This window comes from Nocardia sp. NPDC020380, assembly GCF_044386975.1.
In the GTDB taxonomy this organism is placed as follows: domain Bacteria; phylum Actinomycetota; class Actinomycetes; order Mycobacteriales; family Mycobacteriaceae; genus Nocardia.
Genome location: NZ_JBIRVQ010000012.1, coordinates 123102 through 137659 on the forward strand (window position 1 = coordinate 123102; position 14558 = coordinate 137659).

13 protein-coding genes are annotated in these 14558 nt (G+C 67.1%); 7 read left to right on the plus strand and 6 right to left on the minus strand.

Annotated features, from left to right (window positions below; translation table 11 throughout):
- Positions 1–166 precede the first annotated feature (166 nt).
- From ACH438_RS31270 to ACH438_RS31290, 5 genes are read left to right on the plus strand one after another with little or no spacing between them, the layout of a single operon-like run.
- Positions 167–3511 (plus strand): UvrD-helicase domain-containing protein, encoded by a 3345-nt coding sequence (locus tag ACH438_RS31270; protein WP_397012109.1) that lies wholly within the window; start codon positions 167–169, stop codon positions 3509–3511.
- On the plus strand, positions 3508–3750 hold the full coding sequence (locus ACH438_RS31275; RefSeq protein ID WP_397011725.1) for a hypothetical protein: 243 nt from the start codon (positions 3508–3510) through the stop codon (positions 3748–3750). The genes ACH438_RS31270 and ACH438_RS31275 overlap by 4 nt, the downstream gene beginning before the upstream one ends.
- Positions 3747–5888 (plus strand): AAA family ATPase, encoded by a 2142-nt coding sequence (locus ACH438_RS31280; protein ID WP_397011727.1) that lies wholly within the window; start codon positions 3747–3749, stop codon positions 5886–5888. Before ACH438_RS31275 ends, ACH438_RS31280 begins: the two co-directional genes overlap by 4 nt.
- A 23-nt stretch (positions 5889–5911) precedes the next feature.
- The gene (locus ACH438_RS31285) at positions 5912–6754 is read left to right on the plus strand and encodes an alpha/beta fold hydrolase (RefSeq protein WP_397011729.1); all 843 of its coding nucleotides are present in this window, start codon (positions 5912–5914) and stop codon (positions 6752–6754) included.
- Between the two features lie 46 nt (positions 6755–6800).
- On the plus strand, positions 6801–8288 hold the full coding sequence (locus ACH438_RS31290; protein ID WP_397011731.1) for a flavin-containing monooxygenase: 1488 nt from the start codon (positions 6801–6803) through the stop codon (positions 8286–8288).
- On the opposite strand, the gene ACH438_RS31295 is transcribed toward ACH438_RS31290, so the two are convergent.
- Both ACH438_RS31295 and ACH438_RS31300 read right to left on the minus strand, forming a co-directional pair.
- On the minus strand, positions 8210–9127 hold the full coding sequence (locus ACH438_RS31295; RefSeq protein WP_397011733.1) for a TIGR03620 family F420-dependent LLM class oxidoreductase: 918 nt from the start codon (positions 9125–9127) through the stop codon (positions 8210–8212). The genes ACH438_RS31290 and ACH438_RS31295 overlap by 79 nt on opposite strands.
- Positions 9128–9350: 223 nt before the next feature.
- Positions 9351–9905, minus strand: coding sequence for a CGNR zinc finger domain-containing protein (locus ACH438_RS31300; protein ID WP_397011735.1), 555 nt, complete (start codon positions 9903–9905; stop codon positions 9351–9353).
- A gap of 120 nt (positions 9906–10025) precedes the next feature.
- Here ACH438_RS31300 and ACH438_RS31305 point away from each other — a divergent pair, with 120 nt between their 5' ends.
- Positions 10026–11147 (plus strand): epoxide hydrolase family protein, encoded by a 1122-nt coding sequence (locus ACH438_RS31305; RefSeq protein WP_397011737.1) that lies wholly within the window; start codon positions 10026–10028, stop codon positions 11145–11147.
- A 4-nt stretch (positions 11148–11151) separates the two neighbouring features.
- Here ACH438_RS31305 and ACH438_RS31310 read toward each other — a convergent pair whose 3' ends face one another.
- On the minus strand, positions 11152–11535 hold the full coding sequence (locus ACH438_RS31310) for an avidin/streptavidin family protein (protein WP_397011739.1): 384 nt from the start codon (positions 11533–11535) through the stop codon (positions 11152–11154).
- Between the two features lie 73 nt (positions 11536–11608).
- On the opposite strand from ACH438_RS31310, the gene ACH438_RS31315 reads away from it, so the two are divergent.
- Positions 11609–12562 (plus strand): GlxA family transcriptional regulator, encoded by a 954-nt coding sequence (locus ACH438_RS31315; RefSeq protein WP_397011741.1) that lies wholly within the window; start codon positions 11609–11611, stop codon positions 12560–12562.
- Between the two features lie 54 nt (positions 12563–12616).
- Here ACH438_RS31315 and ACH438_RS31320 read toward each other — a convergent pair whose 3' ends face one another.
- The 3 genes from ACH438_RS31320 to ACH438_RS31330 all read right to left on the minus strand — a co-directional run bounded on the left by ACH438_RS31320 (position 12617) and on the right by ACH438_RS31330 (position 14490).
- Complete coding sequence (locus tag ACH438_RS31320) at positions 12617–12985, minus strand: YbjQ family protein (RefSeq protein ID WP_397011743.1); 369 nt, start codon at positions 12983–12985, stop codon at positions 12617–12619.
- 159 nt (positions 12986–13144) lie between these two features.
- Complete coding sequence (locus ACH438_RS31325) at positions 13145–13969, minus strand: helix-turn-helix domain-containing protein (RefSeq protein ID WP_397011745.1); 825 nt, start codon at positions 13967–13969, stop codon at positions 13145–13147.
- Entirely contained in the window at positions 13966–14490 is a 525-nt protein-coding gene (locus tag ACH438_RS31330; protein WP_397011747.1) for a DUF6879 family protein, read from the minus strand. Before ACH438_RS31330 ends, ACH438_RS31325 begins: the two co-directional genes overlap by 4 nt.
- Between the last annotated feature and the right edge of the window lie 68 nt (positions 14491–14558).

The following is a 14558-nucleotide window of genomic DNA, read 5'->3' on the forward strand; positions in this document are numbered from 1 at the left end:
CGAACTCGCTCCCGCCCCCGCACGGACCCGTGCGCGCCACCGCACCGAGCCCGTCCCCGTCGAGACTGCCCCGGCCGAACCTGAACCCGCACAGGAAACAGACCTTTTCGACCTCGGCGCCGACCTGAGTCTCGAGGTGACCGCGGTCGATACAGCTGGGGGTGAGATGGCCGTGGATGACGCGGATTCGGGGAACGGTTTCGCGCTGACCGGCCCGTTGCCGGTCGGCACTACGGTGCTCGAGGCCAGCGCGGGAACCGGCAAGACCTATGCCATCGTCGGCCTGGCGGTGCGGTTCGTGGCCGAGATGGGCGTGGATATCTCGGAGCTGCTGCTGGTGACCTTCAGCCGGGCGGCGACCCAGGAACTGCGGGAGCGCACCCGCGATCGGTTCGTCGGAGTGGCTGCGGCGCTGATGGATCCGGAGCGCGCCCGGAATGCGCCGGACGAGCTGATCCGGCATCTGGCCCAGGGCAATCTGGGGGAGGTGGCCGAGCGGCGGGAGCGATTGTTGGCCGCGCTGTCGGATTTCGACGCGGGCACCATTGCCACCACCCACAGTTTCTGCCAGCGCATGCTCGACGAGCTGGGACTGGCGGGCGAGCAGGATCGCGGTGTGCGGCAGGTCGAGAGCATCGAGGACGTGGTGTCCACGGTGGCCGACGATCTGTATCTGAGCCGCTATGCGCGCACGCCCGCACCGTTCGGTCCCGCCGAGGCGCAGCGTCTGGCCACCGCGGCGGTCAATGACCGGCATGCGGTGCTGGTGCCGGAGGCCGAGAGCGAAGACGATCCGGCCGGGGAGCGGGTGGCCTTCGCCGCCGAGGCCCGGGTGGAAACCGCACGGCGCAAACGGCTTTCGAGCCTGCGTGACTTCGACGATCTGCTGGTGCTGCTGCACGAGGTGCTCGCCGACGCCGAGCACGGTGAGCGCGCCTGCCGCCGCATCCGCGACCGCTACCGGGTGGCGCTGGTCGACGAATTCCAGGACACCGACCCGCTGCAGTGGGATATTCTGCGCCGCGCCTTCCACGGGCATTCCACGCTGGTGCTGGTCGGTGATCCCAAACAGGCGATCTATGCCTTCCGCGGCGCGGAGGTGCTCAGTTACCTGGACGCGGTGGCGCACGCCGACAGCCGCCGGGAGCTGACCACCAACCGGCGCAGCGATGCAGGGCTGCTGGCCGCCCTCGAACATCTGCACGGCGGTGCGGCGCTGGGGCACAAGGAGATCACCGTGCACCGGGTGGCCGCGACGCGCCCTTTCTCCCGGCTCGACGGGGCTTCGGAGCGGCTGATTCCCTTGCGGCTGCGGTGTTTTCCGCGGTCCGGTGCGGGCCCGCTCAACAAGTCCGGTTTTCCGACCGTGGGCCGGCAGCGCGAACGCGTGGCCGCGGATGTGGCGGCCGATATCGTGGGCCTGCTGGAGTCGGGGACCACGATCAATGCCGGAACGCCAGACGAAAGGCCGCTGGGCCCCGGCGATATCGCGGTGCTGGTGCGCAATCGCAATCAACTCGACCTGGTGCGCAAGGAACTCGAACTGGCCGGGGTGGCCTCGGTGCTGGCGGGCGGCGCGAGTGTGTTCGGCACGCCCGCGGCCATGCAGTGGCTGTGGGTGTTGCACGCGCTGGAACAGCCGCATCGCGGTGATCGGGTGCGATTGGCGGCGGGGACCGCGCTGCTGGGGTTGAGCGCCGAGGAGATCGGCTCGGGCGGCGCGGATCTGGTCGGTCGGCTCAGTGCGGAACTGCGGGATTCGGCCCGCGTGTTCGCGCGTGCCGGATTCGCGGCGGTCTTCGAGAAGATGAGCGCGGAAACGAAATTGGCGCCGCGCCTGCTCGGTCTGGAAGGTGGCGAGCGCCAGCTCACCGACCTGCGGCAGATCGCCCAGTTGCTCGACGATGCCGCCCTGCGGGAGGGGCTGGGCCTGTCGGCGCTGACGCGCTGGCTGGCGGATCGGGTGCGAGATCCGGCATCGGGCAGTGTGGCCGACCGCAGTCGCCGCCTGGACCGGGATTCGGCGGCGGTGCAGATCGCCACCGTGCACGCCAGTAAGGGTCTCGAATTCCCTGTCGTCTATCTGCCTTTCGCGTGGGATGCCGCCAAGCTGCGCAATCCGCCGACACTGTTGTTCCACGACGAGCAGGGTCGTCGCGTGCTCGATGTCGGTGGTCCGGACGCTCCCGGTTACACGGCGCGCCGGATGCGCGCCGAGGCCGAGGAGGCCGCGGAGGAACTGCGACTGCTGTATGTGGCGCTGACTCGTGCGGGCGCGCAGGTGGTGGCCTGGTGGGCGCCGGCCTTCGATACCCAGACCGCGCCGTTGCACCGCATGATCCTGGGCCGTGAGCCGGGTAGTCCGATCGTGGCGGACAAGGCCGCGGTGCCCGCCGATTCGGTGGTGCTGGAACGCTTCTCGGCGTGGGCGGCCTCGACCGTGGAACCGGACCTGATCTCGATCGAGCCGGTTCAGAAGATCACCCGGGCCCGTTTGCGCCGGGATGCGACAGCGGGGACGGCCGAGCGGCTGGCGGTGGCGCGTTTCGATCGGGCCCTCGACCAGGATTGGCGGCGCACCTCCTATTCGGCGCTGACCGCCGGTGCCCACGAGGCCATGCCCGCCACTGATACGCCCGAGGGCGGTGGCGTGTCCGATGAGCCGACGGCGCCGTCGGTGCTCGCCGACGAGCTGGCGGTGCTCGCGAATGCGGCGCCCTCGCTGATGAATTCGCTGCCCTACGGTGCGGAGTTCGGCACGCTCGTGCACGAGGTGCTCGAGTACGTCGACACCGATGCCGCGGACCTGGCCGCCGAGATCCGCGACCGATGCGATCACGCGGTCGCCGAGCAGATGTTCGACGCCGATCCCGAGGTGCTGTCCTCGGCGCTGCTGGCGGTCATGCACACGCCCATCGGGTTCGGCACCCTGGCGAGCATTCCCACCGAGGACCGGCTCAGCGAACTCGACTTCGAACTGCCGCTGGCGGGCGGTGATTCACCCGCCGCGGCCCGGGTCACGGTGCCGCGCCTGGCCGACCTGCTGCGCCGGCACCTGCCCGCCGATGATGTGTTCGCGCCGTACGCCGACCATCTGGAAGCCCTCGACGACACCCCGCTGCGCGGGTTCCTCACCGGCAGTATCGATGCCGTGCTGCGCATCGACGGCCCGCGTTTCGTGGTCGTCGACTACAAGACCAACCGCCTCGGCACAGGCGATCTCACCGTGGCCCACTACACGCACGAGCGCATGGCAGCTGAGATGATCCGCTCGCACTACCCGTTGCAGGCCATGCTGTATTCCGTTGCTCTGCACCGGTATCTGCGCTGGCGGCTGCCCGGCTACGACCCGGCCCGGCACCTCGGCGGGATCCGCTACCTGTTCGTGCGCGGCATGATCGGCCCCGAAACCCCCGGCGGCGCAGGAGTATTCGACTGGTATCCGCCCGCCGACCTGGTCATCGCGCTGTCCGCGCTGCTGGCCGGCGAGACGACAGGGGCGAGCCGATGACCGCGGACGGCAAAAGCGGCTCGATGAGCGCCTACGACAAAAGCGGCTCGATGATCGCGTATGGCGAAAGCGGCTCTGCGCGGGTGGATTACGGACGCCATGCCTTCCGGTCGCCGACTTGCAGCTGGCGCACCCTGCCGGTGCCGGTGCCGGTGCCGGTGCCGGTGCCGGGGGCGGGGGCGGGGGCGGGGGCCCGGACCTGGTTCTTCGGGCGGTCGATTGTGGAGGTGGCTGGGTGACGGCTATTCAATTGGCGCAGCGCGGGACCGGGCTGTTGCAGGTGTTCAATGCGGCCGGCGTGCTGTCGGCGGCGGACGTGCATGTGGCGCTGCGGCTGGCGCGGCTGGGGCGCGAGCAGTCGGAGGCCGCGGTTTTCGCGACCGCGCTGGCGGTGCGAGCGGTGCGATCCGGGTCGGTGTGCCTGGAAGTGCGGCGCATGCACGAGATCGGCGTCGACGCGGAGGGGACCGAGGAGACGTCCATCGATCCGGCGACTCTGCCGTGGCCGGATGTCGAGCAGGTGATCGCCGCGCTGCGGGTGAGCCCGCTGGTGTGCGGCAGCCCGGCGGGCCCGTTGCGGCCGCTGCGGCTGATCGATCCGGCGGGTGGCGCGGAGAGTGGGCCGCTGCTCTATCTTGACCGGTACTACCGGCAAGAGGAGACGATCCGCCGGGTGCTGACCGAGCGGGCGGCCAGCTATCCGATGGTCGACGCGGGTTTGATTCGCCGCGAACTGGATCGGCTCTTCCCCGAGCAGAGCGCGCCGGATGAGCCGCCGGACCGGCAGCGACTGGCTGCGGCCTTGGCGACGACCCAGTGGACGACAGTGGTCGCGGGTGGCCCGGGTACCGGTAAGACCCACACCATCGCCCGCGTACTCGCCTTGCTCGTGGCCCATCAGGAAGCCATTCCGGGCGCGCCCGCACTGCGCATCGCGCTCGGCGCACCCACCGGCAAGGCCGCGGCTCGACTCCAGGAATCCGTGCGCGAGCAAGCAGGCGATATCGGCCTGCCCGACCTCACCGCCGCCACCCTGCACCGCCTGCTCGGCTGGCAGCGCGGCGGCGCGGGCCGCTTCCGCCACAACGAATTCAACCGCCTGCCCTATGACTTGATCGTGGTCGACGAGACCTCCATGGTGTCGCTGACCATGATGAGCCGACTGCTCCCCGCGGTCCGCCCGGACGCCCGGCTGATCCTGGTCGGCGACCCGGACCAGCTGGCCTCGGTCGACGCGGGCGCGGTGCTCGCCGACCTGGTCGCGGGACCTGTACTGGGGCAACCCAATCCGGCGCTGGAGCAGGTGCTGGGCGCGGAATTCGGTGCCGTGGCGGCGGATCCGGCGGCTCGGCGTGACGATCTTGGGCGCAGCGAAGTGTCAGCAGGTCGCGGATCTGGTGACGCGTCCGGGGATCGTGGGCGCAGCGAACTGTTGGCGGGTGGTGGATCTGGTGCCGCGTCCGGCGATCGTGGGCGCAGCGAAGTGCCGGCGGGTCGTGGACGTGGCGCCGCGTCCGGCGATCGTGGTGACATGGTCGGCGATCCCGCACGTGACGACGAGCCCGGCGGTACGTGGGGACAGGCCGCGGCTCACCCGGATGCGTTGACGCCGCGGGAGCGGGAACGGTTGCGCGGCGGGATTGTCCGGCTCACGCGCGGGCGGCGGTTCGGTGGGCGGATTGCCGAGCTGGCGGTGGCGGTGCGGGCCGGGGATGCGGATACCGCGCTGGAGTTGCTGGCCGCCGGGGGCACCGAGTTGTCGTTGCATGCGCCGGATGACATCACCGAGGTGCGCGCGGATGTATTGCGTGCGTCGCGGGCCGCCACCGAGGCGGCCATTGCCGGGGATGCGATCGCGGCGCTGACCGCGCTGGAATCGCATCGGCTGCTGTGCGCGCATCGGCAGGGGCCCTACGGTGTGGAGCGCTGGGATCGGATGGCCGCGGGGTGGGTGGCCGCGGCGGGGATCAATACGGATTCCGGTGTGGGGCACTGGTATCCGGGGCAGCCGCTGCTGGTCACCGCGAATGATCACGAGGCGCGGATCTACAACGGCGATACCGGCGTCATCGTCCGTATCCCGGATGGGACGCTGCGGGCGGCATTGCAGCGCGGCACCGAACCGTATCTGGTGCATCCCACCCAGTTCCCGGGTGTGACGACGGTGTACGCCATGACCATTCACCGCAGTCAGGGCAGCCAGTACGACGATGTGTCCGTGGTACTGCCCGGACCGGAGTCGACGTTGCTGACGCGGGAGTTGCTGTATACGGCCATTACTCGTGCCCGTAAGCATGTGCGGGTGCTCGGCACCGAGGAGTCCATTCGCGCCGCGATCGGGCGAAGGGTGCTGCGAGCGAGTGGTTTGCGGGCGTAAAGTCCTGGCCGGAGGGGATTCTCATGGCCGATGCAGCACCTGAGCAAGCGCGCGACAGCGTGATCGCCGCGGATGGCGCCCGGATTCCGTATCTGACCGTCGGGCAGGGCCCGGGCGTGGTCGTGGTGCCGGGCGCCCTGTCGCTGGCGAGCCGATACGGCCGCTTCGCGGCGGCGCTGGGTGAACGGTTCACCGTGCACACCATCGAGCGACGCGGACACGGCGACAGTGCGCCCCAGCCGGCGGATTACCGTATCGGAACCGATGTCGCGGACCTGGCGGCGCTGCTCGACAAGACCGGTGCGAGCCTGGTCGTCGGCCACAGTTTCGGTGGCGCGGTCGCCCTCGAAGCGGCCCGGAAGAATCCGGCGATCACCAAGCTGGCGGTCTACGAGCCCGGCGTATCCATCGACGGTTCGATACCCACCGACTGGATGCCGGCCTACGAAAAGTTCTTGAATCAGGGCAAGCCATTCGATGCGTTCGTCGAATTCGTCCGCTCGAACGGCCCGGATGCGGTGCGCCGGATGCCGCGCTGGATGTTCCGCCGCATGATGCCGATGTTCATGAAAGCTCCCGAAAAGGACACGGTCGTCGGGCAGCTGCCAGAAAACCTGCGCGAGCATCGGGAGCTCGCGCGCCTGGACAATACCTACCCGAACTATGCCGAAATCATAGCTGACGTGCTGATTCTCGACGGCGACAAGGACCGCCGGCCCACCACCGACGCCAATCATGCACGGCTGGCCAGGGTTATCCCGGAAAGTGAAGTTCGCACCCTCTCCGGTCTCGATCATTTCGGCCTCGACAAAGGGGATCCGCGGCGGGTCGCGGCCGTGATCGGCGATTTCTTGGCCCGTTCGTAGTCTTTTTCTTCGCGAGCGTGGGCCTTGGTGCGCGAGTATGGAAGGCATGACGAGCGTGCCCGAGCACGTCGATGTGCTCATTGTCGGAGCCGGTTTGTCCGGTATCGATGCGGCCTACCATCTGCAGCAGGCCTTCCCGTGGCGGACCTACGCCATTTTCGAGATGCGCGAGGCGCTCGGCGGAACCTGGGATCTGTTCCGCTACCCGGGCATCCGCTCGGATTCGGATATGTTCACCCTGGGCTACCGATTCCGGCCGTGGCTGGGGGAGAAGGCGATTGCCGACGGCGACGACATCCTCGCCTATGTGCGCGGGACCGCCGCCGAGAACGGCATCGACCGCCACATCCGCTACCGGCACCGGGTGGTGCGCGCGGAATGGTCGTCGGCCGATGATCAATGGACCGTGACGGCCGACCATGCGGGGGAGCCGGTCACCATTACCGCGAACTTCCTGTTCAGCTGCTCCGGGTATTACCGCTACGACCAGGGGTACACGCCGGATTTCGCTGGCACCGAACGCTTCCGGGGACCGATCATCCATCCCCAGCACTGGCCGGAACGGGTGGACGTCGACGGTAAGCGAGTGGTGATCATCGGGTCCGGCGCGACCGCGGTGACGCTGGGCCCGGCGCTGGTCGAGCAGGGCGCGCAGGTGACGATGGTGCAGCGGTCGCCCTCGTATATCATCTCCCTGCCCGCGCGTGACGGCTTCGCGAACCAGGCGCGGCGCCTCCTGCCCGCGAAGGCCGCCTACGGGGTGGCGCGCGCCAAGAACGTGCTGCTCAGCACCGCGATGTATCAACTGTCGCAACGTTATCCGAAGCGCATGCGCGCCTGGATCCACGGCCTGCAGCAGCGCTGGCTGCCCAAGGGCTACGACATCGACACCCACTTCAATCCCCGCTACAACCCGTGGGATCAGCGACTGTGCCTGGTGCCCAACGGGGATTTGTTCCGCGCCATCCGCCACGGCAAGCTGGAGATGGTCACCGACACCGTGGACACCTTCACCGAGACCGGCCTGCACCTGGGTTCGGGCCGGGACCTCGAGGCCGACATCATCATCACGGCAACGGGTTTGAACCTGATCCCGTTCGGCGGCGTCGATCTCGAGGTGGACGGCGACAAGGTGCACCTGCCCGACACCATGGCCTACAAGGCGATGATGCTGTCCGATGTGCCGAACTTCGCGTACATCATCGGATACACCAATGCCTCGTGGACCTTGAAGGCGGATCTGGTGTGCGAGTATGTCGTTCGCCTGCTGCGGCATATGGATGCGCACGATTACGCCAAGGCGACGCCGGTGCGGGACCCGTCCGTCGGCACCACCCCGTTCCTCGATTTCGAGCCCGGATATGTGCTGCGCTCCGTGGATATCCTGCCCAAGCAAGGCGACCGCACGCCATGGCGGTTGCGCATGAACTACCTGCGTGATCTGCCGAAACTGCGCTACGGCGCGGTGACCGACTCGGCGATGGTGTTCGAACCGGCGGGGGAGACCAGCGCTTCGGCGAGCAGCCGCCAGTAGGGCATGGCCGTGCTGCCGGGGCGGGTGCCCAGGACCTGGATGCCGACGTGATCCGCGCCCGCCTCGACATGCTCGTTCAGCTTGGCCACGATGTGGTCGAGGTCGCCCCAGAACGCGAGGTCATCGACGAAACGGTCACTGCCGCCATCGGCGAGATCGGCTTCGGTGTAGCCGAGGCGGCGGAACTTGGCCAAGTTGTACGGGCTCTGCAGGTATCCGGCCAGATGCGTGCGCGCGATCTCGCGGGCCTTGTCCGGATCGGTTTCGAAGACCACCGCGTGCTCGACGCCGAGAAACGCGCCGGGGCCGAGGATTTCGCGCGCCTGCGCGGTGTGCGCGACATTCACGTGATAGGTGTGCGCGCCGGCCGAGCGATCCCGGGCCAGCTCCAGCATCTTCGGACCGTAGGCGGCGAGGATGCGGCGGATCGGCTGCGGCGGCAGGGTGCTTTCCTGCCCGAGTTCATCCAGTTCGTCGAGGTAGTCGTGCATTGCGGTGAGCGGGCTGACATCCGGGCGTTTGCCGCCGTAGCCCAGGCCGAGCACGTGCCGGTCCGAGTAGGCGTCGGCCAGTAGTGTCGCCGCGCCGAAGGTGCGCCGTGCCTCGCGTGAGGCGATCTGGGCGATGCCATTGACGATGTGTATCCGCTCGGTGGCCGCGAGCAGCAGCCCCGCGTGCGTGAAGGCTTCGCGCACAACGGTTTCGGGGATCCACAGCGCCTGCCATCCGAGTTCCTCGAGTTCCTGCGCGGATTCCCGGATGAGTGCCGCGGGCTGTTGCTCGAAGTCGAAGGTCCAGACGCCGAACTTGCCCAGATCCATGCCGTCGATGCCGCTCATTGGTCTCCTTCGAACGTGTGGTACCGATAAATCGAAGTATCGCAGATTCTCGATATGAATGCCAGGAGAGTGGAAGAAGCGTGGTGGGAGAGCTTTTCGAGCTGACTACCGGGCTACGGTCTTGCCCAGGTGGTCGAGATCCGCTGCGATTCGCACGCCCGGCCTCCGATCACCGGCTCGTGCGGAACCCCGGAGTCGACCCTGACAGGGCATGTGCCGACACTCAATTCGAGCTGTTCCGACTCCGGTAGGCCGCGACGCTGGCCCGGTGCGTGCAGGTCCGGGTGCAGTACTGCTTCGAGCCGTTGCGTGAGAGGTCCACGAAAGTGGCCCGGCAGGTCGGCCCGGCACATACGCCGAGACGAGTCGGACCGAGCGTGGCGATCACGGAGGCCAGTGCGCTGAGCGTGGTCGCTGCCAGGTGTGCCGAGCAGCGGTCGCTGTCGGAGGTGACCTCGGTCCACCAGCGGTCGTGATCGTGGCGCAGCGCCGGGGTGGCGCGGCTGCGACGCAGGCCGTCATTGATCAGGGCCGCGGCCCCGGCCGCGTCGGTGCTCGCTCGTTCGAGCACACCACGAACCGTCTCGCGCACTGCGCGGACCTCCGCCAGGTCGGCGCGGGTGAGGCGCTGCCGCACACCGGCCAGGGAGTGGTCATCGAGGAAGTCTCGCAGCTGCTCCACGGTCTCGAGCGTGTCCTGTCCCTTGATCGGCATCAAGGTGTTGGCAAGATCCACGGCCGTCTGGACCGCCGACTCGGTGTTACACGCATCAAGCATTTGACGTGTCTCCTCCTCGTACATAGCGTGACACCCATAGTAACTTTTGCATGTCACATGCGTATTGACGGTCGACCTGCCTCTGATCTGATAACGCCTTGACCGGTAAGGAGTCTCGCCATGTCTGCCGAGCCATTCGAGGTCAGCATCACCGAAGGCGAGATCGCGGACCTGCGGGAGCGATTGCGACGGACGCGGTGGCCCGAGCCCGAGCCGGTGGACGACTGGTCACAGGGTCTGCCGCTGGCGTATGCGCAGGAGCTTTGCCGCAGCTGGGCCGAGGACTACGACTTCGGGTTCGCCGAGCGGCTGAACGTTTTCCCGCAGTACCGCGACATCATCGACGGGCTGGGCATCCACTTCCTGCACGTTCGCTCACCGGAGCCGGACGCGTTCCCTCTGGTGCTCACGCACGGGTGGCCGGGTTCGGTGCTCGAATTCCTGGAGATCCTTGGCCCACTGAGCGATCCGGGCGCGCACGGCGGTGACCCAGCGGACGCATTCCATGTGGTCGCGCCGTCGTTGCCCGGGTACGGCTGGAGTGACAAGCCCTCGACGGCCGGGTGGGGCATCGAACACATCGCGCGCGCGTGGGACACGTTGATGGTCTCGCTCGGTTACCAGCGGTACGGCGCACAGGGCGGTGACTGGGGTTCGGCGGTCTCCGGCGCGCTGGGCGAGGTGGCGCCCGAGCGGGTCGCCGGCGTGCACCTGAACCTGGGATCCGTGGCGGCGGGCACGTTCGACGACCCGACGCCCGCGGAACTGGCGAACCTCAACGCGGAGAAGCAGTTCCAGCGCACCGGCCGGGGATACTCGGCGATCCAGGCGACCCGGCCGCAGACGCTCGGCTACGGCCTCACCGATTCCCCGGCGGGCCAGGCCGCCTGGATTGCCGAGAAGTTCTGGGCCTGGACGGACAACAACGGCCATCCCGAGGACGCGGTGTCGCGGCAGCAGATCCTCGATGAGATCTCGGTCTACTGGTTCACTGCGTCGGCCACGTCGTCGGCGCGCCTGTACTGGGAGAGCTTCGCCAACTTCCGGGCCAAGGTGACCGCGCCGTGCGGGCTGTCGGTCTACCCGCGCGACATAACCCGTCCGTCGCGGCGGGAGGCCGAGCGGCGCTTCACCGACCTGCGTTGGTTCGAGGAACTGCCGCATGGTGGCCACTTCGCCGCGCTGGAACAGCCGAAGTCGCTGGTCGAGCAGGTGCGCGGGTTCTTCCGTCTTTTCCGCTGATCCCTCATGCTCGGCGGCGGAACGAGTCCGTATTGGCGAGTACGGCATGCGCCCAGGGCAGCTCGATTTCGGTAGGTTCCGCTCCCGGCCGCGGTCGTTTCACGGCCCGGTCAGAAGCCACATGCCAGGCCATGTGCAGCGTGTCCTCGCGCAGCAGCCCGGTGAACGAGGCGATCGCCGCGGGGGCCTGGGCGGTGCTGAACGCGAAATGCAGCGCGTTCCCCTTGCTCAACCCGATGATCGGCACGGTCGCACCGGCGAAGGAACTGTCACCGAGCGCGGTGGTGAACGTCCCTTCGATGCGGCCGTCGCTGTCGTCGGTGATGTGCAGGTGCGACCCGTATTCGTTGATCCAGGTCCCGGTCCAAGTGTCGGTTGTGTTGTTCATACTTTCAGCGTCGTCGAGCGAGGCCGCCGATCGTGAGTGGCATATTTGCCTCTATTTGTGGTTATCATGCCAAATGCTTCGTGTCGTCGCGCTGGTGGCCGAGCCGCAGGCATCCTTCGAACTCGCCTGCGTCGCAGATATTTTCGGCATCGAACGAGATGGTGTCCCGCCCTGGGCCGACTTCCGAGTCGCCGCCGAACACCCGGGCCAGATCCGAACCAAGGCCGGCTACCAGATCCTCGTAGAGCACGGCCTGAACGCACTGACCGACGCCGACGTCGTATTCCTCACCGGTTGGCCGAAACCCGATGAGCCCCCATCCAACTCACTCCTCGAGGCCCTCCGGCGAGCGCACGCCGACGGCGCCACCCTCGCCGGCTTGTGCTCAGGGACCTACCTACTCGCGGCTTCGGGCCTACTGGACGGCCGAACCGCCACCACCCACTGGTCCCAAACCGAAGACCTCTCCCACCGTCACCCCTCCATCGAGGTAACCCCCGACGTCCTCTTCATAGATCACGGCGACGTAGCCACCAGCGGCGGCTCCGGCGCAGCCGCCGACCTGGCCCTCCACCTGGTCCGCCGCCACTCCGGCCCCACCCTCGCCGACACTCTCGCCCGCCACATGGTCCTCCCCCCACACCGAGTGGGCGGCCAACGCCAATACGCCATCCCACCCCACCGAGGCCACCCCCCGGAATCCATGTCCCCCCTACTGGATTGGTGCAAATCCCACCTCTCCGAAGACCTGACCCTCCAGGCCCTCGCAAAACGATCCGACCTCTCCCCCCGAACCCTGCACCGCCGCTTCGAATCCCAACTAGGCGTAACCCCCGCAGCCTGGGTCCAATCCCAACGCCTCACCCACGCCGCCACCCTCCTCCAAACCACCACCCTCCCCATCTCATCCATAGCGGCAGCCGTAGGCCTCCCCGACCCCACCAACTTCCGCAAACAATTCCGCGCCGCCACCGGCGTAAACCCCCACCACTACCGAGAAACCTTCACCCCACCCCCAACCCCCTGACAGGTCAGGGCCATTCGCCGTGTGAGGAGAGGGCTCGGCTGCCAGCGGCGCCGACTACAGCTTGCGGATTCTGACAGCGGTGCCGTAAGCGCAGATTTCCTGGCCACTGTCACCGAAGTCGTTGGCATCGAAGCGCATCGCAAGAATCGCCTGCGCCCCCTTCTCCTGGGCAAGCTCGATCATCCGCTCCTGAGCCTCCACCCGGCTGTCGTACAGCATCTTCGTCATCCCCTTGAGCTCTCCGCCGAACATCGACTTGAGCCCCGCCCCGATCTGCGACCCGAGATGCCGGCTCCGCACCGTCAACCCGAAAACATCCCCGAGCACCTCAACCACCTCATACCCGGGCAGATCGTTCATAGTGCTGACGATCATCGCGTCCGTACGCGAACCCGCGGCCGCACCGAACTCATTGATGCTCACAACATGTCCTCTCGTCCGATTCTCTACCCCTCCGATCCTCTGCATTCGCCCTTTCCTCGGCATCGCCCTGAAGTCCCGACTCCCGTCATCCTCAGGTCGCGGGTCGAATGGCGGGAGTATGACCAGCGAGGTAGATGAACCCCGGGTACCCCCTCTGGGTTATGTGGACCGTACTTCGAGGGCTGTATTGATCAGTTCCTGGGCCAACTCGCCTTTGGCCGCTTGTCGGACCAAGATTTGAAATGCTCGGTCGTAGAGCGCTACTTCGCGGGGTTGGGTGATCGTGAGTTCGGCGCTGACGGTTTCTACGTGGACCTGTCGAACGTCGTACATCAGGAAGTTGGTCACTGGTACCCGGAACCTTGCGGTCCTCGGGATCACCCCTATCGCGACGCGTGATGAACGGACATGGGCGGCAAGGCGTTCGAGCTGGTGGATCATGATCTCGTTGGATCCGACCGTGGTGTACAGCGCTTGTTCGGCGATCAGGAAGTGGAAGCGCCGGGTTCCTTTCCGGAAGACCTGCTGACGTTCCATACGCGCTTCGATGGTAGCGGGCAGGTCATCGGGGCCGCCGATGAACTGGATGCACTCTCTGAGAACTTCAGTCGCGTAGTCGCGGGTCTGCAACAGCCCTGGGACGAGGTCCGGGTCGTAGCCGCGGATCAGTTTGGAATCGGTCTCGACCTGCGCTGTCTTCTTCTGGGCGTTGTGGGTCTGAATTCGTTTCCACTCCAGCCACGCTGCTTCGACGTTTCGTACGGAGGCGATCAGGTCGGCGACGTGCAGGGGCGCGTTGGTCAGTGCGCACCAGGTGTGGATGTCTTGTTCGGAGGGGGTCTGTTTGCCGTGCTCGTATCGGGACACTTTGGAGTTGTCCCAGCCTGCGAGCCTGGCCAGCTCCAGGCCTGTCAGGCCGGATTGTCTCCGGAGTTCTCGGAGCCGTGCACCGAGGGTTTCTCGTGCTTGCTGGACGCTGCTCACTGCGTGATGCGATATTCCGCGTGCGGTATCGCCAAGGGCCACACGCGGTCTCGGACGGTTCGGCAGTACTCGACGATCTTCGGATCACGAGTGACCGCGAACCCTCCCAGGGTTTCGTCGGGCCTGAAGGTTGTGAACGCTACCGCGTCGTCGTCGAAGAGCCACCAATCATCTGTCGTCAGTTCCGCGGGAGCGATCGCATGGCGGGGGAGCCAGCGAATGTCCTCGCCCGAGTCGATGTTGCTTCCCGTTGTGGCATACAGGAATCGGGTGTAGTCGGTATGGGGTTCGGTCACCACGCGTACTCGTTGAACAAGGCGACCGGACTCGGTGACCTCCCGCATGAGGTCATCCCAGTGCTGCCACTCGGGGTCGTATTCGAACTCGCCGGTTTCGAGGAACTTGGCCAAGGCTTCGGCCTCGTCCTCCACCGCGTAGCTGTCTTGGACTTCCAGATGGAATGCCCGCCGCCGGCAGTTCCTGAACAGCTGTTCCTGCTCCTCACTGGTGAGTAGTCGCATCGTCCGGGCGGATTTCCTTTCCCATCGGTACTTCGATACTGCGTTCCCCGGCCGGCGCGCTGATCGCG